This is a genomic window from Shewanella sp. 3_MG-2023 (assembly GCF_030548765.1).
Lineage (GTDB): Bacteria > Pseudomonadota > Gammaproteobacteria > Enterobacterales > Shewanellaceae > Shewanella.
The window spans coordinates 121,374-143,048 of record NZ_JAUOSH010000004.1 but is presented as its reverse complement, the minus strand read 5'-3'; the positions used below and the strand labels follow the sequence as shown (position 1 = coordinate 143,048).

At 43.5% G+C, this 21,675-nt stretch carries 17 protein-coding genes; 9 read left to right on the top strand and 8 right to left on the bottom strand.

The window, feature by feature from the left end:
- Nucleotides 1-3: 3 nt before the first annotated feature.
- The 3 genes from coxB to lexA all read right to left on the bottom strand — a co-directional run bounded on the left by coxB (nt 4) and on the right by lexA (nt 3,171).
- Nucleotides 4-1,620 carry a cytochrome c oxidase subunit II gene (gene coxB, locus Q4591_RS03800; RefSeq protein WP_303459458.1) on the bottom strand — a complete coding sequence of 539 codons (1,617 nt, stop codon included), beginning with the start codon at nt 1,618-1,620 and terminating at the stop codon, nt 4-6.
- A gap of 430 nt (nt 1,621-2,050) precedes the next feature.
- Nucleotides 2,051-2,557, bottom strand: a complete 507-nt coding sequence (locus Q4591_RS03795) for a cell division inhibitor SulA (protein WP_102440135.1) — start codon at nt 2,555-2,557, stop codon at nt 2,051-2,053.
- Nucleotides 2,554-3,171, bottom strand: coding sequence for a transcriptional repressor LexA (lexA, locus tag Q4591_RS03790; RefSeq protein WP_076538206.1), 618 nt, complete (start codon nt 3,169-3,171; stop codon nt 2,554-2,556). The genes Q4591_RS03795 and lexA overlap by 4 nt, the downstream gene beginning before the upstream one ends.
- A gap of 378 nt (nt 3,172-3,549) precedes the next feature.
- Here lexA and plsB point away from each other — a divergent pair, with 378 nt between their 5' ends.
- The 4 genes from plsB (at nt 3,550) to Q4591_RS03770 (ending at nt 8,699) form a co-directional block, all read left to right on the top strand.
- Entirely contained in the window at nt 3,550-5,970 is a 2,421-nt protein-coding gene (plsB, locus tag Q4591_RS03785; protein ID WP_102440136.1) for a glycerol-3-phosphate 1-O-acyltransferase PlsB, read from the top strand.
- An 11-nt stretch (nt 5,971-5,981) separates the two neighbouring features.
- Nucleotides 5,982-7,226, top strand: a complete 1,245-nt coding sequence (gene mtr / locus Q4591_RS03780) for a tryptophan permease (protein WP_198590916.1) — start codon at nt 5,982-5,984, stop codon at nt 7,224-7,226.
- A gap of 367 nt (nt 7,227-7,593) precedes the next feature.
- Nucleotides 7,594-8,391 carry a VOC family protein gene (locus Q4591_RS03775; protein ID WP_102440138.1) on the top strand — a complete coding sequence of 266 codons (798 nt, stop codon included), beginning with the start codon at nt 7,594-7,596 and terminating at the stop codon, nt 8,389-8,391.
- A gap of 41 nt (nt 8,392-8,432) precedes the next feature.
- Nucleotides 8,433-8,699, top strand: a complete 267-nt coding sequence (locus tag Q4591_RS03770; protein ID WP_303459455.1) for a hypothetical protein — start codon at nt 8,433-8,435, stop codon at nt 8,697-8,699.
- A gap of 83 nt (nt 8,700-8,782) precedes the next feature.
- On the opposite strand, the gene Q4591_RS03765 is transcribed toward Q4591_RS03770, so the two are convergent.
- The 3 genes from Q4591_RS03765 to Q4591_RS03755 all read right to left on the bottom strand — a co-directional run bounded on the left by Q4591_RS03765 (nt 8,783) and on the right by Q4591_RS03755 (nt 14,417).
- Nucleotides 8,783-11,914: an efflux RND transporter permease subunit gene (locus Q4591_RS03765; RefSeq protein ID WP_303459453.1), complete on the bottom strand. Its 3,132-nt coding sequence runs from the start codon at nt 11,912-11,914 to the stop codon at nt 8,783-8,785.
- Between the two features lie 11 nt (nt 11,915-11,925).
- Nucleotides 11,926-13,821, bottom strand: a complete 1,896-nt coding sequence (locus Q4591_RS03760) for an efflux RND transporter periplasmic adaptor subunit (protein ID WP_303459451.1) — start codon at nt 13,819-13,821, stop codon at nt 11,926-11,928.
- A gap of 125 nt (nt 13,822-13,946) precedes the next feature.
- Entirely contained in the window at nt 13,947-14,417 is a 471-nt protein-coding gene (locus Q4591_RS03755; protein ID WP_102440141.1) for a hypothetical protein, read from the bottom strand.
- A 508-nt stretch (nt 14,418-14,925) separates the two neighbouring features.
- Here Q4591_RS03755 and Q4591_RS03750 point away from each other — a divergent pair.
- Nucleotides 14,926-15,489 (top strand): NapC/NirT family cytochrome c, encoded by a 564-nt coding sequence (locus tag Q4591_RS03750; protein ID WP_102477285.1) that lies wholly within the window; start codon nt 14,926-14,928, stop codon nt 15,487-15,489.
- 94 nt (nt 15,490-15,583) lie between these two features.
- Here Q4591_RS03750 and Q4591_RS03745 read toward each other — a convergent pair whose 3' ends face one another.
- Both Q4591_RS03745 and rsmD read right to left on the bottom strand, forming a co-directional pair.
- Complete coding sequence (locus tag Q4591_RS03745) at nt 15,584-15,865, bottom strand: DUF1145 domain-containing protein (RefSeq protein ID WP_303459448.1); 282 nt, start codon at nt 15,863-15,865, stop codon at nt 15,584-15,586.
- Between the two features lie 37 nt (nt 15,866-15,902).
- Nucleotides 15,903-16,490: a 16S rRNA (guanine(966)-N(2))-methyltransferase RsmD gene (rsmD, locus tag Q4591_RS03740; RefSeq protein WP_102531240.1), complete on the bottom strand. Its 588-nt coding sequence runs from the start codon at nt 16,488-16,490 to the stop codon at nt 15,903-15,905.
- Nucleotides 16,491-16,668: 178 nt separating this feature from the next.
- Here rsmD and ftsY point away from each other — a divergent pair, with 178 nt between their 5' ends.
- From ftsY to rpoH, 4 genes are all read left to right on the top strand, one after another.
- Nucleotides 16,669-18,801: a signal recognition particle-docking protein FtsY gene (gene ftsY / locus Q4591_RS03735; RefSeq protein WP_303459445.1), complete on the top strand. Its 2,133-nt coding sequence runs from the start codon at nt 16,669-16,671 to the stop codon at nt 18,799-18,801.
- Nucleotides 18,802-18,807: 6 nt separating this feature from the next.
- A complete protein-coding gene (gene ftsE, locus Q4591_RS03730) occupies nt 18,808-19,500 on the top strand; it encodes a cell division ATP-binding protein FtsE (protein ID WP_076538182.1) in 693 nt (230 codons plus the stop codon).
- Nucleotides 19,500-20,465, top strand: a complete 966-nt coding sequence (gene ftsX / locus Q4591_RS03725; RefSeq protein ID WP_102440146.1) for a permease-like cell division protein FtsX — start codon at nt 19,500-19,502, stop codon at nt 20,463-20,465. Before ftsE ends, ftsX begins: the two co-directional genes overlap by 1 nt.
- Before the next feature lie 255 nt (nt 20,466-20,720).
- Entirely contained in the window at nt 20,721-21,584 is an 864-nt protein-coding gene (gene rpoH / locus Q4591_RS03720; protein WP_102440147.1) for an RNA polymerase sigma factor RpoH, read from the top strand.
- The last annotated feature ends 91 nt before the right edge of the window (nt 21,585-21,675 follow it).

Here is a 21,675-nt window from a genome sequence, read left to right as displayed (position 1 = left end):
CCCTTACTTTCCGTGACCAACAACATCAGCAGCCTGAACTGCATCGCCAGAGTTATTACCCCAGGCATTTCGCTCATAAGTCACCACTGCAGCAAGCTGTTGTGGCGTAAGTAGCGAGTTAAATGCTTGCATTGCCGTGCCAGGTTTACCATTGATGACAATATTAAGATGATCCGTCACTGGACCGACGATGAGTGGGCTGCCTACTAATGAAGGGAACGCGCCAGGTAAGCCAGTACCAGCAGCTTGGTGACATGCAGCGCAGCTAGTCATATAGACTTGCTCGCCCATGGTCATTAACTCATCCATCGTCAAGTCATCCAATACCACAGCTTTAACTTCTGCTGCTTGTGTTGCCGCTTCAGTCACAGCTTGTGTTGCAGTGTCTTCAAGTTGTTCAGCTGTAGGTAAGCTTGCTGGTAAAGTCACAGGCGTTGACGTGTCTGCGATAGAAGTGCCTGCACTAGGAGCGTCAGCAGTGGTTGGTGTAGCGCTAGAATTTGTCCCATTGCCACTCACATCAGCCGCTTGCACGGTATCGCCAGAGTCATTACCCCAAGCATTACGCTCATAAGTGACTACTGCAGCAATTTCAGTTGCCGTTAGCTGCTTGGCAAACGCTTGCATCGCAGTGCCAGGCTTACCATTAACGACAATATCGATATGACCAGACACTGGGCCTTTAATCATTGGACTGCCAATTAGGGAAGGGAAGACGCCAGGTAAACCAGCACCATTAGGTTGGTGGCAAGCCGCGCAGCGACCCATGTAGATTTGTTCGCCTTGGGCCATTAACTCGTCATAGCTAAGGGTTTGGCTCAGTGAGGCTTGTGCAGCGGCTTTAGCATCGACAGCAAATTGCTTTTGGTCGATTAGCCATTGGTCAAAGTCTGCTTCTGAGACGGCTTCAACAACAATAGGCATAAAGCCATGATCTTTACCGCATAGTTCGGCACATTGGCCTCGATAAGTACCTATTTTATCGATTTTAGTCCAAGCTTCATTGATGAAACCAGGATTTGCATCTTTTTTAACGGCAAATGCTGGTACCCACCAAGAGTGGATAACGTCATCCGAGGTCATTAAAAAACGTACTTTACGATTTATTGGTAAAACCAGCGGCTTATCGACCTCTAAAAGATAGGTGTCGGTTTTATCTGCGGTGCCAGTAATTTGGTCTGCTGGGGTAGATAATAAACTGAAAAACTCGACATCTTCATTGAAATAGCTGTAATGCCATTTCCATTGAGAGCCCGTCACTTTGACTGTCAGTTCAGCATCGCTGGGATCTTCCATAGCAATCAGCGTTTTTGTTGCTGGGATTGCCATGCCAATTAGGATTAGAAATGGCAATACTGTCCAAGCTATTTCAACCTTGGTACTGTCATGAAAGTCGGCTGCAACTGCACCCTTAGATTTTCTGTGATAGATCATGGAATAAATCATGATCCCAAAGACCACGACACCAATGGCGCAACAGATATACAAAATAATCATATGCAGGTCGTAAACCTGGCCACTGATCTCTGTTACACCTTGAGTCATGTTTAAGGGCATCTCTGCCGCTGTGAGTGGGGTTGCAAGCAACGCCACCATTAATCCGTACAACAATCGCTTCACAAGACTACTCCTCTGCTAATTGCGAATTGCAATTACAAAGAAAAGCCACACAGTAATACTCTGCTCTATGCAAACTTTTCATACCCGAAAAAGTTTGATCATTTCAAAGTACACGGTGGCTTTGAGCTTGAAAACTCAATTATGTTATTACGTTACGGTGCCACACTTGTACCTAATACTGAACTTATCAATTATATTTGACGCTTTACATTCAAGGCTTTCTATACCGCACGGTACCAGCTCAATCTTTTAATAGCGTTTGTATCTTTTTGACATTTATTCTCGGCAGTACGATAAATTGTTACTACCTTGTTAACTACATTACTTGGAGATTAAATATTGATCAAGATCACTTTATCATCTAATTTGCTGAAAAAAGTGCAAAAAAAAGCCCCTCAGCGTAGTGAAGGGCTTTTTTAGTCATATTTTACTAGTGAAACGAGGTAAGGTTTACCCGAGTCGGTACTGCTAAAGTTTGCGTTAATGGGTCGCCTTCAGGTAAGTGAGTATTTACATCTTCAATGATAAGCCCTTGGGCTAAGGCATTTTTGGCAACCAATTGAATGCGGCGATTGTCGCGGGCATCTAATGGTGGTGTCCAAGTAATTACTGCACTTGAAGTACCGTTAGTGAGCGCTTTTTCCATCGCCCACAGGGTTTCGACTTCATCTTTGGTGTGAACTAACAATACTCTGTCCATACGAACATTGGCATTAGCAAGAATTTGCTTATAACCGATATGCGGCGGATTAATCAGTACAATCCAACGGCCTTGCTGACTTAAAATGGCTAACTGACTGCATAATTGAGTCAATTCAGTTAAGCCTTGGTTTTGGGTGCGCTTGGTTTCAATCCCTTGTTTAGTGGGTAAGGGATCAGATGCCATATCTACCCATAATCCAGGGTGACGCGGTGCATTGCCTATTAATGTGTTCATAACCAACCTCCATTACGAATAACGCCAACAGCAAGCCCTTCAATCGTTAGGTTTTGGCAACTTAAATCAACTTTAATCGGCTCATATTCTGCATTTTCAGCATGTAAATAAATAATATTGCCTTTCTTTTCAAATCTTTTCACGGTTACATCGTCTTCAAGACGTGCCACTACAACTTGACCATTGGTGGCAGTTTGCATTTTATGCACTGCTAATAAGTCGCCCTCTAAAATACCAATGTCTTTCATACTGTCGCCTCGAACGCGTAGTAAGAAATTAGCATTGGGCTTAAACATTTCTGGGTCAACTTGGAAATACTGTTCAACATGCTCTTGAGCAAGGATAGGTTCACCTGCAGCAACTTGGCCGATAAGTGGTAAGCCTGCTTCAACTTCCTCCTCCACCTGCACCATGCGGATCCCGCGAGAGGTACCAGGAATAATTTCAATACAGCCTTTTTTTGCCAGTGCTTTTAAGTGTTCTTCAGCGGCATTGGCGCTTTTGAAGCCTAATCGAGTTGCAATTTCTGCACGAGTTGGCGGCATACCTGTTTCGGCGATATTACATTTAATTAGCTCTAATATTTCAGCTTGGCGTGGCGTTAAAGGTCTCATATTGATTCCTGTTTTTTTATACAGTGACTGTCATTATATACAGTATCGGTGGTCGCGCAAGTATTAACCAAATTAATTTAACTATTATCATCTAATTCTTGTTGGCTATATATGGGGGCACGGTTAAGTATCTGTAATTTAATTATTTAGTTAATGAAGGTAAGTCAGCTTTTTAAACCGATGAAATTGGCTATTTCTCACATCGTTTGTTTAAACAGTATATTTATACAGTAGTGTTGATTGAAAATAGGTTGGTTGTTATTCGGATATGGCTATTTTTACTGAACAAATATTCTCTGTATAGACCCTTGTTAGTGAAACTGAACCATTATCTGGTATTCTATGGCCAATTAATTGATGTTGAATATGCGAACACTCATGTTAAAACCTGACTCAATCATAGCAAAATCATTACGTTGGATTCAAAAACTGATGGTGCACACGGTTGTTGTGCCTGAAGATCCCTTTGCCGATCTGAACTTAGACCCAGATAAACCAGTGGTCTATGTGATGAAGACAGAATCACTCAGTGATATTGCGGCATTAAATGAAGTGACCGCCAAATATGGCTTACCGAGCCCTTATGAGCGACTAGACGTTGATGGCTTAAATACCCCTAGAATTGTGTGTATTGAAGGTCGTAAGCCTCTATTTGGCAAGCGTTTAAGTGGCGAAAAATTTGTTGATAACTTCACCAGCTTATTAGCCTTACATAAAAAAAATGATCAACTTGATATTCAATTGGTGCCAGTGAGTCTGTATTGGGGACGTATCCCTGGTAAAGAAGATGACACCATGACCGCAGCCGTATTTGAGCGTGAAAACCCGACCTGGTTACGTAAATGGTTGATGATTTTGTTCTTAGGTCGCCATAGCTTTATTCAATTCTCAAATGCTATGTCGCTACGTTATATGGCTGATGAACACGGCACTGATGTCAGTATTGCGCATAAACTTATCCGTGTGGCGCGAGTGCACTTTAGACGCCAACGTAAAGTGATGACAGGCCCACAACTGCCAAATCGTCAGGCAATGTTCAACTCATTATTAAAGTCTGATGCCATTGCTCAAGCGATAAAAGAAGAAGCGCTTAATAAAAAAATTCCTGAAGACAAAGCCCGCGAAAAAGCTATTCAGTATTTAGATGAAATTGCAGCGGATTACTCAGACAGCTTAGTGCGTATTGCTGAGCGCTTTCTTACTTGGTTGTGGAATAAGTTATACAGCGGTATTAGCATTAAAAGCGCTGAAAAAGTGCGTAAGCTGCATCATGATGGTCATGAAATTGTCTATGTGCCTTGCCATCGTAGCCACATGGATTACCTACTGCTGTCGTATATTTTGTATTACCAAGGCATGGTGCCGCCGCATATTGCCGCCGGTATTAATTTAAACTTTTGGCCAGCAGGCCCTATGTTCCGCCGTGGTGGTGCTTTCTTTATTCGTCGTAGCTTTAACGGTAATAAACTTTATACCGCAGTGTTTCGTGAGTATTTAGATCAGTTATTTGCTAAAGGCTATTCGGTTGAATACTTCACCGAAGGTGGTCGTTCTCGTACCGGTCGTTTATTAGCGCCTAAGACCGGCATGTTAGCGATGACAGTTAACTGTGTACTGCGGGGCATTGAACGCCCAGTAACCTTAGTGCCAGTTTATCTTGGTTATGATCATGTGATGGAAGTGTCCACCTATCATAAAGAGTTAAGCGGTAAGAAAAAGCAAAAAGAATCAGTGTGGCAGGTCTTTGGTGCGCTGCGTAAATTAGGCAACTTTGGCCAAGGTTACGTTAACTTTGGCGAGCCAATCAATGTGCAGCAATTTTTAAATCAACAATCGCCAAATTGGCGTGAAGAAATTGCTCAAGATCCGGATCAAAAGCCATCATGGTTAACGCCAGCAGTAAATGTATTGGCCAATAAAGTGATGACTAACATCAATGGCGCCGCCGCAGCGAGTTCGGTGACATTAGCAAGTATGGCGCTGCTGGCTTCAGAGCAAAACGCCCTGCAGCGCAGTGAGCTTGAAACCCAGCTAGACCTCTACCTGAAAATCTTAAAGGATGTTCCTTATACTGAGTATGCGTCGGTGGCTGAGGGCTCAGCTCATGACCTAGTTGAGCAATGTTTGTCGCTGAATAAATTTACCTCAACCACAGATGCCATCGGCGAAATTATCGCAATTGAAGATAGCTCAGTGATTGCGATGAGCTATTATCGCAATAACATAATTCATCTAATGGCAGTGCCTTCATTAATCGCCAGTTGCTTGGTGCAATATGAAGAATTTAGCCGAGAAAAAATCCAGCAAATTGTTAATGATTTTTACCCATTATTGAAAGCTGAGCTGTTTATGGGCATTGAAGATTTAAGTGCCTATGTGGATCAAGTGCTTGATTTGTTTGTTGAACAAAAGCTAATTTCCGGTAGCGATCACTTTGAAGTCAATCAAAGTAATGTCACTCAGTTAATGTTATTGTCCGCCACGGTCAGTGAGACCCTACAGCGTTACGCGATTATCTTTAATTTACTGGCTTACAAACCAGAAATTGAGCGTTCTGATTTAGAAAGCGCCAGCCATTTATTGGCTCAGCGTTTAGGTGCTTTACATGGAATTACTGCGCCTGAGTTTTATGATAAAAAGCTCTACAATAATTTGAGTGTGAAATTAAAAGAATTAGGGTATTTATCCGCTAACGATAATCAATTTGAAGTCATCCGAATACGTGATCATGCCAATGGTATGCTGCGTTTATCTGTTCGAAAAACCATTGTTGATAGTGTCACAATGGAACATGGGTAATAACTAATTTTATGAGTTCGACACAATCTCAACCGCAAAATAAATCCTTATTGGGCGGTGCTATGATCATCGCCGGTACCACAGTCGGTGCTGGTATGTTTTCTTTGCCTGTGGTCAGTGCAGGCATGTGGTTTGGCTATTCATTAGTCATGTTAATTGGTATTTGGTTTTGTATGCTGGTGTCAGGTCTGATGCTACTTGAAACCAATTTGCATTTTAAACCCGGTGACAGTTTTGACACCTTAACTAAGGTAACCTTAGGCCAGTTTTGGCGGATTATTAACGGGTTATCTATTGCTTTCGTGTTGTACATCCTGACCTATGCTTACATCAGTGGTGGTGGCTCGATTGTTAATCACACCCTTGCGGGGATGGGGATTAACTTACCTCAACCGATCGCAGGGTTAGTGTTTGCCGTCGTACTTGCTGCAGTGGTGATCATCAGTACCAAAGCGGTTGATCGCATTACCACCATTATGATTGGCGGGATGTTAATTACCTTTTTTCTCGCCATCGGAAATCTGCTGATTGATATTGATAGCGCAAAATTATTAATGCCAGATGGTGAGGCGAGTTTCTCGCCTTATATTTTAGCGGCGCTACCTTTTGGGCTGGCCAGTTTTGGTTACCACGGCAATGTGCCAAGCCTAGTTAAGTATTACGGCAAACAACCTAAAGTGATTTTAAAAGCCATCTTTATTGGTACGTTTATCGCCTTAGTTATTTACAGCTGTTGGTTAGTGGCAACCATGGGCAACATTCCCCGTAGTCAGTTCAGCGACATTATTGCCCAGGGCGGCAATATGGGTGTGTTAGTGGGCGCTCTGTCAGATGTGATGGCGAGTAAATGGCTTAATACCATGTTGACCTTGTTTGCTAATCTTGCTGTGGCGTCATCATTCTTAGGGGTGACCTTAGGCTTGTTTGATTATCTAGCTGACTTATTTGGCTTTGAAGAAAGCAATAATGGCCGCATTAAAACAGCTGCGATCACCTTTATCCCGCCGACAGTATTAGGTTTGTTATTCCCTAATGGTTTCTTGATTGCCATTGGCTTTGCGGCATTAGCGGCGACCATTTGGGCGGCGATAGTGCCAGCCATGATGGCATACAAATCGCGCAAAATGTTCCCTGATGAGAAGAGCTTTAGAGTCCCAGGTGGTACGCCATTGATTGTGGTGATTATTGCATTCGGTGTCATCACCGGCGCATGTCATTTGTTGGCGATGGCTGAGTTACTGCCAGTTTATAAATAATACTTTAGCTAGATAAAGTGGTGTTTAAACACCGAAATGACCTCCAAAAAGCCCTTTGAAAAGGGCTTTTTTATGGGCGTTTTCTAGCAAGTAAGGATGTGACTGTTAGCATTTTGACTAAAGGTGTGTGTAATTTACGACTTGTGACCGATAGTGACTAGCCATGGCTTGCTGATATTGTTGTCTATATAAGGCTATGATTTTAAGTTGTATTTATTATTTAAATGTCATTTTTTATACGAATAACCAACCATTATTGCCAACTCGACTTTAGCTTTAAAAGTGTCTTAACTTAAAGAGTGTTGTCATTTAGGTTCAGCTTAAACCTTTATTCTTATAAGTCATTATCAACAGCAGGGTGAGGTGTATGAAGGTGTCACACTATAAACAAGGGCAACCTTGTTGGGTCGAACTTGCCAGTCATGATTGGTATGCCGCGAAAGCATTCTACCAAAGCCTATTTCAGTGGCAGGCTGATGATATGCCCATGCCTGAGGGTCATTACACTATGTTGCAGTTAGCGGGTGATGACATTGCGGCTATGTATCAAATGCCCAAAGAGATGGAGAGTTTGCCAACCCATTGGCAGCTTTATTTTGCCGTTGATGATGTTGAGGCGACAATTAAAGCCATTAGGCTTGCGGGTGGACAAATTATTGCAGGCCCTCACTCTGTTGGTGATTCAGGGATTATAGCTGTGTGCCAAGATCCTGATGGCGCACGATTTTCAATCTGGCAGGCCATTAACCATATCGGCATTAAGCGCTCATTTGAGCCCAATACTTTGTGCTGGGTTGAATATATGTGCCGCGATCTGGCCACATCAACCGATTTTTATACCCAAGCGCTTGGCTTTGAGACTAACAGCCTTGATATGTCTTCAATGGGCATAGCTGATTACGTGCAATGGCTGGTGGATAAGCAAGCCATTGGCGGTATGATGCAAATGACGTCCGAGTGGGGTGATACCCCGCCCCATTGGATGCTGTATTTTAGTGTGCAAGATTGTGATGCTATGGCTCAAGATGCCGAAGCTCTAGGCGGGCGAATTTGTGTCCCGCCTACGGATATTCCGGATGTGGGTCGTTTTGCGGTGATTGATGATCCCCAAGGCGGCACTTTTTCAATTATTGCATTGACCGAGGTAGCGTCTGAAGTAGAATAATTGCTTGAAAGTTAAACTGTAAATCTAATCAAGGAAGACTTATGACACTCACAAAGGACGAAAAACTCGCGGTAATTCAAAAGAAAATGACCATGGTGGCAGTCATTGATTTTCCTGGCACGTTATTAATGGCGGCGGGTTTATATGGCTTGTTTGCAGGTTTTGATACTGCTGCTTATCCGATGCTGGCGAATCCAATACTGCTGTTTGCTATGGTTGGAGTCGGAGGTTGTATTATGGTTTGGGGTCTTTTAAGGATGATGCAACTGGCACGAGAAAAGCAAGGCGTACTCAGTGAACCAAGCTAACAAGCTTATATTCAGCTTGTGGCTTTATAGATAAAAAGGCGCCTTAAGCGCCTTTTTTAGTGTTTATGAGTGACTTTGTAAACCTAGTTACTGAGTTTACGACCATAGATTAGTAAATAAATGGCTGGAATAACAAACAGCGATAGCAGCGGCGCAGTGACCATGCCACCAACCATAGGTGCGGCAATTTTCTGCATCACTTCGTTACCGGTTCCTGTGCCCCACATTATCGGCAGTAAGCCAAAAAATATGGTCGCAACTGTCATCGCTTTGGGGCGAATCCGCATTACAGCACCTTCAATCAATGCTTGGCGTAAATCATCTTTGCTATTGAGAGTGTCATGATGTTTTCGGTCTTTTATACTGTTGTTGAGATACACCTGCATCACCACGCCAAATTCAGCGGCGACACCCGCAAGGGCAATCATCCCCACAGATACCGCAACCGAAAAGTTGAAGTTCAGCAAATATAAAAACCAGGCACTGCCTACTAAGGCAAAGGGTAAACTCAGCATAATTACTGAAGCTTGAGCAAACGAGTTAAAGGTCAGCATCAGTAATATAAAAATAACTGCCAGCATTAGTGGAATGACTAACTCCATCTTGGCTTCAACACGCTGCATATATTCATATTGACCCGCAAAGCTGTAGCTATAACGTGCTGGCAAAGTGATTTGCTGGCCTAAGGCTATTTGCGCTTGCTCGATATATTCGCCGATAGAAATATCTTTAATATCGACAAACACCCATGAGATTAAACGGCCATTTTCACTGGCAAGCATGGGCGGTCCATCACTGATGGTGATGTCGGCTAAAACGCTTAATGGCAGATATTTACCGGTTTTGGTTAATACCGGTAAATCTCTGAGTTTTTCGATGCTGTCACGTAACTCTCGTGGATAACGAATGTTAATTGGGTAACGTTCTTGACCTTGAATTGATTCCCCTATATTCATACCGCCGATGGCGATTTGCACCACATCTTGGATGTCACTTAGGGTCATACCATATCGAGCTGCATTTTTTAGTTTCGGCTCAATATCGATATAACGTCCACCACTACTTCGCTGCGCAAATGCTGATGTTGTGCCTGGCACTTGGCTCATTACCGCTTCGATTTCAGCGCCAATTTTTTCCAGTTCGGCCACATCTGAACCCGATATTTTAATGCCGACAGGTGTTCTAACCCCGGTGGACAGCATATCGATACGGGTTTTTATCGGCTGCACCCATGCGTTAGTCATGCCGGGCACTTTCACCGTTCTCTGTAATTCAGCAATAATAGATTCTAAGGTCACGCCTTCACGCCATTGAGCATGTGGTTTAAGCATGATGGTGGTTTCAAGCATGGTTAATGGTGCAGGATCGGTAGCGGTCATCGCGCGGCCCACTTTACCAAATACTCTTTTGACCTCTGGTACCGTTTTAATCAATCTATCGGTTTGCTGTAAAATTTCAGCGGCTTTACCTGCACTGACACTTGGCAGGGTTGTAGGCATATAAAGTAAATCACCTTCAGCGAGTTCTGGCATAAACTCAGAGCCCATCTTTGTCATCGGATAGTAAGCACTGGCTAAAATGACCAGCGCTAATAAGATGGTGAATTTAGGAAATTTTAATACCAGTTTGAGTAATGGCTGGTATATGGCAATCAAAAATCGACTGATGGGGTTTTTGCGTTCATCAGGGATATTACCGCGCACAAAATAACCCATTAATACTGGGATCAAGGTGATGGCCAGTATTGCAGAAGACGCCATAGCAAAGGTTTTAGTAAACGCCAGTGGGTGGAATAAACGGCCTTCTTGAGCTTCCAGTGCAAATACAGGAATAAAGCTTAAGGTGATGATTAGCAGGCTAAAGAATAGCGCAGGCCCTACTTCAACAGAGGCCTCTTTAATTAGTTGCCAGTGGGCTTCACCTTCGGGTGGTTTACCGTGCTCAGCCCGATATCGCTCTAAATGTTTATGGGCGTTTTCTACCATGACAATGGCGGCATCGACAACGGCGCCTATGGCAATGGCAATACCTCCTAAGCTCATGATGTTGGCATTAACCCCCATAAAATGCATGATAATGAAACTGCTTAATATAGATAATGGCAGGGTGATTATGGCAACCAGTGTTGAGCGAGCATGTAATAGAAATAGTAAGCAAACTAGGCCAACGACCAGCATCTCTTCCATCACTTTGTGCATCAGATTATCCACAGAATTGAGGATAAGTTCTGAGCGATCGTAAGTGATAACTAATTCAACCCCTTCAGGTAAACCGCTTTCAATTTGCTTAATCTTTTGTTTAACATTATTAATGGTTTCAAGGGCATTCTCGCCATAGCGCATAACCACAATGCCGCCAACGACTTCACCTTTACCATCAAGTTCAGCAATACCACGACGCGCTGCAGGGCCTGTTCGCAGCTGCGCCACATCTTTCATTAATACTGGTGTGCCAGCATCAGATAACACCCCTAAAGGAATTTCGGCAAAATCTTCAATGTTTTGTCGATAACCCGATGAAGTAATCATGTACTCGGCTTCGGCCATTTCAATAACCGAGCCACCGACAGAGCTATTAGAGCTTGCTAGCGCATTTTTAACCGTCATCAAATCGATTTGATAAAGGGCGAGTTTATGTGGGTCGACCACGATTTGATAAGATTGCTCCATGCCGCCAATCGTAGCAATTTCAGATACGCCTTCGACACTTTGTAATTCCAGTTTTAAAAACCAGTCTTGCAATGAACGCAGCTGGGCTAAATCGTGATTACCTTGTCTATCGACTAAGGCGTATTGAAATACCCAACCGACACCAGAAGCATCAGGCCCTAAAGTGGGGCTAACGCCCTCTGGGAGCTGATCTTGGGTTTGTGATAGGTATTCTAAAACCCGTGAACGTGCCCAGTAGATATCGGTATTATCTTCGAAAATGATATAGACGAATGAGTCGCCAAACATCGAAAACCCACGTACGGTTTTCGCCCCAGGTACAGCCAGCATCGCTGTGGATAATGGATAAGTAATTTGATCTTCGACTAACTGCGGTGCTTGACCTGGATATGAGGTCTTAACAATCACTTGCACATCAGATAAGTCCGGCAGGGCATCCAATGGGGTGGTGCGCATGGCTTGATAACCGATCACTGCAACCACTAAGGTGAGTAATAACACCATCGCACGTTGCTTTATCGAAGCACTGATTATTTTCTCTAGCATGAGAGTGCTCCTTAGTGGTTATGGGCTGCAGGCGCTTTATCTGCGCCGCTTAAACGTAACAAGCTACCTTGAATACTGGCTTCTGAATCAAGCAGGAACTGCCCTGAAACCACCACATGGTCGCCTTCATTGATGCCTTCAATGATCTCTGCTTTCCCTTGCGCAATGATGCCGACTTTTACAGGTACCGAAGTAAATCCGCTATCGTGACGCTGAACTACTACTCGATTTTCACGGCCGGTTAATATCAGTGCTTCTGTGGGAATAGTAATAATGTTGCGTTTAGGGCCGCCAAATAAAGACACATCCACTAAGGTTCCTGGTCGTAGGCTTGCATTTGGATTGGCTAATTTTACTCTGACACGCATGGCGCGAGTGACAGGGTCGAGTTCTGGATAGATATAATCAATGTCAGACTCAAGATCAAATAAGCCTTGGGCCGATGCAGTGACTTCTGCAGGACGGCCTTTTTCTAGCCAGCTTTGTTCATTTTCAAACACATCGGCAATGACCCAAACCGTGGATAAGTCGACTAATTCTATTAAGGCATTACCCGGTTGGATATACATGCCATCACGAATGTCCATTTGGCTGACAACCCCATCTTGTGGGGCATAAAAAGGCACTCTAAAAGCAGTTTCGCCGCTGGTTTCTAATTGTTGAATAATTTTTGATGACACCCCTAAAAGCGCTAAACGTTGGCGGGCTTTACGCTCGAGAATGCCGCCACGTTGATTGTCTTGCTCCAAATAATCAAGCGCTTGTAAGTAGTCATCTTGAGCATTAATAAGTTCAGGTGAATAAAGCTCATACATGAGCTGACCTTTTTTTATTTTTTGGCCAACATTATTAATATGCAGTTTTTCCACCCAACCAGTCACTCGAGCATGAACATGGGTAATGCTGTCTTCGTTATACTCAACGGTGCCGATGGTTTTAACCAGGCGCCATAGGGTATCTCTTTCAACTTGTTGAGTGCGCATGCCTAAAGCTTGCTGCATGCCGCCAGATACGCCAACCACGATTTCTTCTGTCGCAGCGCCCATGGTGACTTTTTCTAAATTCATACCACAAATAGGGCAAGTGCCTTGGGTGTCAGAAACAATATGCGGGTGCATTGGGCAGACATATTTAATGCTTGGCTCTGCATCCGAGGGTAATAGGCTTGGTTTAACAGTATTAAACACTTTATCTGCAGCACTCTGTGTGGGTTGCACTGCTAGGTTTTCTATCTGTTCATCTTGTGCATGCTGATGTTGGCTATGGTCGACTTCTTCCTCTTCTTCTTTAACCACTAACAACATATTGCACTTTGGGCAGCGGTCACCTTGTTTGTGGCTGCTAACTTCAGGGTGCATTGGGCAGATGTAGGTGGTTTCGGCGCTATGGTCTATGGCAGCCTCAGGGCTAACTTCTTCTAAGAACATATTGCATTTAGGACAAGTATCACCGGATTTATGACTAATAACTTCAGGGTGCATCGGGCAGATGTAGGTCTTCTGAACATTATGTTGAGCGTGTTCATTTGAACTGTGACCAGATTCCTCTTCTTCCTCTTCTTCATTTGCCACTAGAAACATATTGCATTTAGGACAAGTATCACCTGATTTATGGCTAGTGACCTCAGGGTGCATTGGGCAGATGTAGGTCGTTTCAGCGCTATGGTCTATGGCAGGCTCAGGGCTAACTTCTTCCAAAAACATATTGCACTTAGGGCAAGTATCACCCGACTTATGGCTTATGACTTCAGGGTGCATCGGGCATGAATAGGTGGCTTTTTCTGCATCATGCTGATGCTTGTCAGTCGCAATATGACTATGTGTTACTGCTTGTTGAGCAGCGACTGGATTAGTGCATAACCCAGCTAGAAAACCCGCAATGGTGATCAATAAAATAGCGTGTTTCATAATAACCTCAAAATACGGCTGGCAAATAAAGCGAACCGTTTATAAAAACTGTAAATACTAGCAAGTATAGGTGTTTAGCTATGGCACAGAGGACAGTGCTAGGCTAAAAATATTCTGTCAGTAATTTAACTAATCGGAGGTCGAAATTCTGGAAGGGTTTTATGGAAGAAAAAGTGTGGCACTGCAGTGGCATCAGCCTTGCTGTTGACTGCTTTTGCGAGAAGGATATCAAATGTGAGCAAATGCCCTGTCATCGAGATAGTAATGCAGTGACCACAATCGATAGCGCAGCCATTTTTGCTGTCACAACAGCTTTGATCAGCTTTTTTCGATTGGAGCATTGAGCCATCGTCACAACAATGAGTCGTTTTTTGCGGGGCTTGTTCAGTCATAGATGAATGACAATTAGGGGTATCGGCACTGCTGTGTTGCTTCAGATTTGCTTGGGATGTTTTGTCGTTAGGCATTAACATCTCTGCTGATGAGCGCATGAGAGGGTTAGCGACCATAGCGTAACCATTAGTTATCAACCCTTGGCCTAAAATGGCAAAGAGGGTGATAAAAACGATTATTTGGTGCGTTAACTTAGTGCTCATGCTTTTCCAAAGTGTGTAGCCATCAATAACAATTAAATAGCGCAATAATCTAGTGATAAATCAAGAATCAAAGCTAAATTAAGTTGCTGATGATCTGGCTTAATATAACCCGAAACAATACCCGCAGCAATAAACAGCTTCAGAATATTTATACTCGCTCAAACTAACTAGTGGCAGAGGCTATAATGATTCTATAGCGCAATAAACCTGATTTTTTTACAGTATATTGCAAAGGTAGGTTAATTGTCATTTTTGTGAAGGCTACTTTGCGATTTTGCTATAGCTGTATTAAGTTTAAAGGAGTCAAATTAATTATCATTGAGCCTCAATAGTTAGATCTTGATCTCATTTTGAGCATATACTGGTAACTTATTAATTAAAACATGTTCTTAATTCGTTTTTTTATGGGCAAAACAACCTAGAATAGATTTACTATTTTTAGAACTTAAAATTTATATTTTAGAGTTTAAAAATTATAAATTATAAAACTGTTAACTGGAGATGTCCGATGAACTGGCGTGCACTATTTAAACCGAGCGCAAAATATTCTATTATCGCACTGATTGTAGTGGGTATTATTTTGGGTGTAGTGGGCTATTTCGCCACTCAACAAACTTTACATGCAACAAGTTCAGATGAATTCTGTATGAGTTGTCATAGCAATCACTCATTGAAAGATGAAGTACTAGCTTCAGCACATGGCGGCGGTAGCGCTGGCGTGACTGTTCAATGTCAAGATTGTCACCTTCCACACGGCCCAGTTGATTACTTGGTTAAAAAGATTATCGTATCTAAAGATTTATACGGTTTCGTAACTATTGATGGTTTCAACACTCAAGCTTGGTTAGATGAGAACCGTAAAGAACAAGCAGATATCGCACTTAAGTACTTCCAAGCAACAGATTCTGCTAACTGCCAACATTGTCATACGCGCATCTATGAAAACCAGCCTGAGACTATGAAGAAAATGGCTGTCAGAATGCATGAGCGTAATGCTAAGCAAGAAGGCGACAAGAGAAAGACTTGTGTAGATTGTCATAAAGGTGTTGCTCACCCTTACCCTAAAAAGTAAGTGACGATTCATAATCAGGAGTGATGACCTGATTAAGAAAAAACCTCGCCTAGGCGAGGTTTTTTTATGCTTGCATTTCAATTAAATCTAACGACTACTCGGCTTTATCAAGCTCTAGTACTTTTTGTCGGTACACAAGTAAACCGAAAACACCAAAAAAATACACTTTAAGATAATCAACAAAAGATAACTTAAGTAAGCTGCTAAACATGGTGTTGAAAATAAGTAATTGGAAAAAATGCATTATTACAGTGATAAAAAATAAGATATTCAACACTATGCTGACTTGGCCTTCAAACGGCATAAATAAGTTATAAAACATCACTAACCACATGATTAAAGTTAAACTTTTACCACCGATAATAAAAAATTTCATGGGTATCCTCTATTAGATTTGTTGCTTGTTTGAAATGCTATTCATCAAGCTGATATTGAAATAAGCGATAGGTTACCTGACCGGCATTTTTTTGCTTGAGCTCAACCCAATGGTTTGGGATCGCTAGCTGGGTTAAATCTGATTCAGTTTCTAGGTAAATTAATGCATTCTCATTTAACCAGTTATGCTCAGCTAATAACGCCATAGTGGTATTGGCCAGCCCTTTACGAAATGGTGGGTCAACAAACACAATATCAAAGCCTTTATCGTTATTCAGACCTTGTTTTAGCAATGCCAGACTGTCGCCACTGATGACATCGGCATTGTCACATTTTAAGGTTTGTAAGTTTTGCTTTAACTGTTTGGCCGCATTGCTCTGCAGTTCGCAAATACGTGCATAGCTGGCGTAACGTGATAAAGCTTCCAGACTTAGGGCGCCACTGCCTGCAAAACAATCTAATACCCTTGCACCTCTGATATCGCTAGCAAGCCAATTAAACAAGGTTTCACGGACGCGATCAGTGGTTGGTCGTAACCCTTCTAAATCATGAATAGGTAGCTTTCGTGAACGCCATTGCCCTGAAATGATCCTGACTTGGCCGCTTGCGGACTTATTTTTGGACATTTTGCCCTCGTGATTTTGCCTGAACAAAGAAAGTGGTAGACTATGCAACCAATTAGAATACTCGATATTTTATACCAAACTGCTGTTTAAAGGTGAGGATTCCTTTTAACAAGTTTAGTATTAATGACTCGAGAAAACTTCTCCGAATTTTATCGCTCATTTAGCATTGGTAGTAGACATGGCAAAGAAAGGTTTTTTTTCGTGGTTTCGTAAAGACAAAACCAAAGAGCAAGAGCGTGTTGCACAAGAGCAACGTATCGCAGAAGAGCAAGCTGCAGAGGCTTTGGCAAAAGAACAGGCCATTGCTGCTGAAGAAGCGGAGCGATTAGCTGAACAAGAACGCGCCGCAGAAGCTGAACGTATAGCAGAGCAACAGCGCTTAGCTGAAGAGTTACGTCTTGCAGAAGCCGAACAGGCGCGTATTGCAGCAGAGGCAGAGCGTATAGCCGAGCAAGAGCGCTTAGCTGAAGAGTTACGTCTTGCAGAAGCCGAACAGGCACGTATTGCAGCAGAGGCAGAACGTATAGCTGAGCAAGAGCGCTTAGCTGAAGAGTTACGTCGTGCAGAAGCCGAACAGGCAGGTATTGCAGCAGAGGCTGAACATGCCGCCGAGCAACAGCGCTTAGCTGAAGAGTTACGTCTTGCTGAAGCGGAAGAAGAGCGTATTGCTGCAGAAGCAGAACATGTTGCAGAGCAACAGCGTTTAATTGAAGAGCGAAGCCTAGCAGAAGCCGAAGAAGCACACCTTGCAGCTAAAGCTGAACGTGAAGCCGAGCAACAACGTTTAGCGGTTGAGCAGCAGAAATTAGCTGAAGAGCAACGCCTTGTCGAAGCAGAAGAGGCGCGTATTACAGCAGAAGCTGAACGTGTAGCAGAGCTGCAACGTTTGGAGGCAGAAAAACAAAGGTTAGCAGAAGAGCGAAGCCTTGCTGAGGCTGAAGAACAAGCTCGTCTAGCTGCAGAAGCCGAAGCAGCGCGTATTGCACTAGAAGCTGAACGTGCAGCAGAGCAGCAACGTCTTGCTGACCAAGAACAAGCTCGATTGGCAGCAGAAGCCGAGGCGGCGCGTATTGCATTAGAAGCTGAACGTGCAGCAGAGCAGCAGCGTCTTGCTGACCAAGAGCAAGCTCGATTGGCAGCAGAAGCCGAAGCGGCGCGTATTGCATTAGAAGCTGAACGTGCAGCAGAGCAGCAGCGTCTTGCTGACCAAGAACAAGCTCGATTGGCAGCAGAAGCCGAAGCGGCGCGTATTGCACTAGAAGCTGAACGTGCAGCAGAGCAGCAACGTCTTGCTGACCAAGAACAAGCTCGATTGGCAGCAGAAGCCGAAGCGGCTGACGTTGAGCAAGAGCAAGTGGATGAGCCTCAGGCTAAACCGGTAAAAGAGGGCTTATTTGCCCGCTTAAAGCGTGGATTACTGCGAACCAGTGAAAACATTGGTAGCGGCTTTATGGGGATCTTCCGCGGTAAAAAAATTGACGATGACTTATTCGAAGAACTCGAAGAGCAATTATTGATTGCCGATGTGGGCGTCGAAACCACCACTCGCCTGATTGATAATTTGACCTCACAAGCATCACGTAAGCAACTTAAAGATGCCGAAGCGCTATATGATTTATTACGAGACGAATTACAAACTATTCTCGATCCAGTGGCAGTCCCTTTAGTGCCTGAAAATGCAGACGGCCCATTTGTTATTTTAATGGTCGGCGTCAATGGCGTGGGTAAAACTACCACCATTGGTAAATTAGCAAAACAGTATCAAAAACAAGGCAAATCTGTCATGTTAGCGGCTGGTGATACCTTCCGTGCAGCAGCCGTTGAGCAATTACAGGTTTGGGGACAACGTAATGACATCCCAGTGATTGCCCAACATACCGGCGCAGACAGTGCCTCGGTATTATTTGATGCATTACAAGCTGCCAAAGCGCGTAATGTTGACGTACTGATTGCCGATACGGCAGGGCGTTTACAAAATAAGAGTCATTTGATGGAAGAGCTGAAAAAAGTTGTTCGCGTCATGAAAAAATTAGACCCTAATGCGCCTCACGAGGTGATGCTAACGCTAGATGCAAGTACCGGGCAAAATGCCATTAGCCAGGCGCAGTTATTCCAAGAAGCCGTTGGGGTAACGGGGATCACCATTAGTAAATTAGATGGTACTGCAAAAGGTGGGGTTATTTTCGCCATTGCTGATAAGTTTAATATTCCGATCCGACACATAGGTGTTGGTGAGCAAATTGATGACTTACGTACTTTTAATTCCAGCGATTTCATCGAAGCATTATTTAGTCAGGAAAAGGCAGAATAGTCATTTATGATCCAGTTTGAGCAAGTCAGTAAGATTTATCCGGGTGGCCAAAAAGCACTCTCAGAAGTTAATTTTCACCTCCAACAAGGGGAAATGGCCTTTTTAACCGGACATTCTGGCGCAGGTAAAAGTACCTTGCTCAAATTGATCACTGTGATTGAGCGAGCCAGTGCCGGTAAAGTATCGATTAATGGTCATGATATTGCCAAGTTAGGGAAAAAGCATGTGCCGTATTTACGTCGCAATATCGGCATGATTTTTCAAAACCACCACTTATTAATGGATAAAAGCGTATTTGATAATATTGCGCTGCCATTAGTGATTGAAGGCTTCTCCCACGGCGAGATCCGCAAAAGAGTTGCTGGCGCACTCGACATGGTGGGGCTGTATGGCAAAGAGCGTCATTTACCCATCATGCTATCTGGCGGTGAGCAACAACGTGTTGGTATTGCCCGCGCCATTGTCAACAAACCGCCTTTATTACTGGCCGATGAACCCACAGGTAACTTAGATCCTAAGTTATCGATGGATATCTTAAGATTATTCGAAACCTTCCATGATTCTGGCACTAGCGTGCTGATTGCCACCCATGACTTAGGCTTGATTGCCCGGATGAAATACCGCACCTTAACCCTGCGTCAGGGCAAAATGCTTGGCAATGACGAGCTCTATTCTGCGACCACAGAAGGGCAAGTATAATGACCAGAAAAGTTAAAATTACCGCCAGTAAGCTGCCTTTTACGGGTCGAGTAGTGATGTTTTTTGTGCGCCACATTCAGCAAGCAATGGCGAGTGTGGGCGAGCTGTGGCGCAACCCGGTGTCCTCTGTGATGACCATGGCGGTACTTGGGGTGAGCTTAAGCTTACCTGCAGCTTTGCAAGTACTGGTTAAAAATGCCGAGAACATCACCCAGTCATGGAATAATGCTGCTGAAATATCGTTATTTATTAACGAAGGCCGGAGTGAGCAATCTATTCAAAATTTAATCCGCCGTATTAATGTATACGCTGAAGTTGATGCGGTTGACTATATAAACCGCGAGCAAGCGCTAGAAGAGTTTCAGCGCTTATCAGGCTTTGGCGAAGCATTATCTTACCTTGATAGTAACCCGTTGCCAGCCGTGGTGGTGGTAACACCTTTGGCGCGTCACTCGAGCCCTGAAGGGGCAAGACAACTATTAGTAAAGCTTGAGCGTGAGCCTGAAGTGAGCTTTGGCCGTTTAGATATTGAATGGCTTGAGCGCCTGCAAGCCATGGTCAGGTTAATTGAGCGCACGGTACTCGCCATTGCTGCGTTATTGGTATTAGCAGTGGTGTTAGTGATTGGCAATACTATTCGCTTAGCCATTATGAATCGCCGTACTGAAATTGAAGTCATGAAACTGGTCGGCGCCACAGAGTCTTTTATTCAACGGCCGTTTCTTTATACCGGTATTTGGTATGGGGTGATTGGCGGCGTGTTAGCTTGGGTTATTATCAATTTATTAGTCTGGTATCTTGATTCTGCTTTAGCTGAGTTGTTAGGTCTTTATGGTAGCCAGTTGCAAATTCAAGCCTTGAGTTTCTCTGAGCTAATTAAGTTAGTGCTACTTGCCTCGTTTTTAGGCTGGCTAGGTTCATACTTATCGGTAAGGCAGCATTTACGTGCCATTGAACCTTCTTAGGGCTTGGTTGGTATCATTTAATAGCTAAATTGATCGCGTAATAGCTAAGTTGATCGCGGCTTTGATGAATTTTTATTAACTTGTAATCGATGTGTTTTCAGTCGAGTATAAATTAGCACAAAAAATGTGCACCAACTAATCTGGTCGCCATGTTGACATATGTCGCCATATCATAGATAGTTCACAAGCTATTGCCGCCAGCTAGCTGTATAATGAGCAATAGACCGTTTTAATGTTGTTAATGTAGGAGCGCCAATGGCCTTTCAATCGCAATCTATGTCACTTACTGTCCCTAGAGGTAGTAGCAGCTTAGAAGCTTATATGCAGTCAGTCACAGGCATCGAAATGCTTGGGGCCGAAGAAGAGCATGAGTTAGCCAAGCGTTTGCAAGAAACTGGCGATCTACAAGCGGCAAAAAAACTGATTATGTCGCACCTGCGCTTTGTAGTGCATGTGGCTAAAGGTTATTCAGGATATGGTTTGCCACAGGCGGACCTTATTCAAGAAGGCAACATTGGTTTGATGAAAGCGGTAAAACGTTTTGATCCTGGTGTTGGTGTGCGCTTGGTGTCTTTTGCTGTGCATTGGATTAAAGCTGAAATTCATGAATACGTGCTTAAAAACTGGCGTATTGTGAAAGTTGCCACCACCAAAGCGCAACGTAAATTATTCTTCAACATTCGTAAAACCAAAAAGCGTTTAGGCTGGTTTAGTGATGAAGAAGTCGGCATGGTTGCCGAAAACCTTGGGGTGTCTAAAAAAGACGTCACTGAGATGGAGTCGCGTATGGCGGCTCAAGATCCTGCATTTGATTTAGCCAGCGACAATGATGATGACAGCGGTGTGGATTTTGCCCCAGTTCATTATTTAGAAGATCATTCTTCCGATGTTGCACTTGAAGTTGAAAATCAAAATTGGGAGTCAGACTCTCAAGCGCGTTTATTCTCGGCAATTAAAACCCTTGATGAACGTAGCCAACATATTTTAAGAGCGCGTTGGTTAGATGATGACAAGACAACACTACAAGAATTAGCCGCTACTTACCAAGTGTCTGCAGAGCGCATTAGACAGCTTGAAAAGAATGCCATGACCAAGCTTAAATCTTGTATGGAAATCTAACTTAGCCTCGGGTTGATTCACTTCAATCTCGCTAAAAACTAAAACCTGCTACGGCAGGTTTTTTTGTGGCTAAAAATTAGCTTTCAACTAA

Excerpts from the sequence above, each read along its gene's own strand:
- Q4591_RS03745 (WP_303459448.1), bottom strand. The coding sequence starts at position 15,865 with ATGAAATTTTTTATTATCGGTGGTAAAAGTTTAACTTTAATCATGTGG.
- Q4591_RS03775 (WP_102440138.1), top strand. The coding sequence starts at position 7,594 with ATGAAGGTGTCACACTATAAACAAGGGCAACCTTGTTGGGTCGAACTT.
- Q4591_RS03750 (WP_102477285.1), top strand. The coding sequence starts at position 14,926 with ATGAACTGGCGTGCACTATTTAAACCGAGCGCAAAATATTCTATTATC.
- plsB (WP_102440136.1), top strand. The coding sequence starts at position 3,550 with ATGTTAAAACCTGACTCAATCATAGCAAAATCATTACGTTGGATTCAA.
- Q4591_RS03760 (WP_303459451.1), bottom strand. The coding sequence starts at position 13,821 with ATGAAACACGCTATTTTATTGATCACCATTGCGGGTTTTCTAGCTGGG.
- rsmD (WP_102531240.1), bottom strand. The coding sequence starts at position 16,490 with ATGTCCAAAAATAAGTCCGCAAGCGGCCAAGTCAGGATCATTTCAGGG.
- ftsX (WP_102440146.1), top strand. The coding sequence starts at position 19,500 with ATGACCAGAAAAGTTAAAATTACCGCCAGTAAGCTGCCTTTTACGGGT.
- Q4591_RS03755 (WP_102440141.1), bottom strand. The coding sequence starts at position 14,417 with ATGAGCACTAAGTTAACGCACCAAATAATCGTTTTTATCACCCTCTTT.
- Q4591_RS03795 (WP_102440135.1), bottom strand. The coding sequence starts at position 2,557 with ATGAACACATTAATAGGCAATGCACCGCGTCACCCTGGATTATGGGTA.
- mtr (WP_198590916.1), top strand. The coding sequence starts at position 5,982 with ATGAGTTCGACACAATCTCAACCGCAAAATAAATCCTTATTGGGCGGT.
- Q4591_RS03765 (WP_303459453.1), bottom strand. The coding sequence starts at position 11,914 with ATGCTAGAGAAAATAATCAGTGCTTCGATAAAGCAACGTGCGATGGTG.
- Q4591_RS03770 (WP_303459455.1), top strand. The coding sequence starts at position 8,433 with ATGACACTCACAAAGGACGAAAAACTCGCGGTAATTCAAAAGAAAATG.
- ftsE (WP_076538182.1), top strand. The coding sequence starts at position 18,808 with ATGATCCAGTTTGAGCAAGTCAGTAAGATTTATCCGGGTGGCCAAAAA.
- ftsY (WP_303459445.1), top strand. The coding sequence starts at position 16,669 with ATGGCAAAGAAAGGTTTTTTTTCGTGGTTTCGTAAAGACAAAACCAAA.
- lexA (WP_076538206.1), bottom strand. The coding sequence starts at position 3,171 with ATGAGACCTTTAACGCCACGCCAAGCTGAAATATTAGAGCTAATTAAA.
- rpoH (WP_102440147.1), top strand. The coding sequence starts at position 20,721 with ATGGCCTTTCAATCGCAATCTATGTCACTTACTGTCCCTAGAGGTAGT.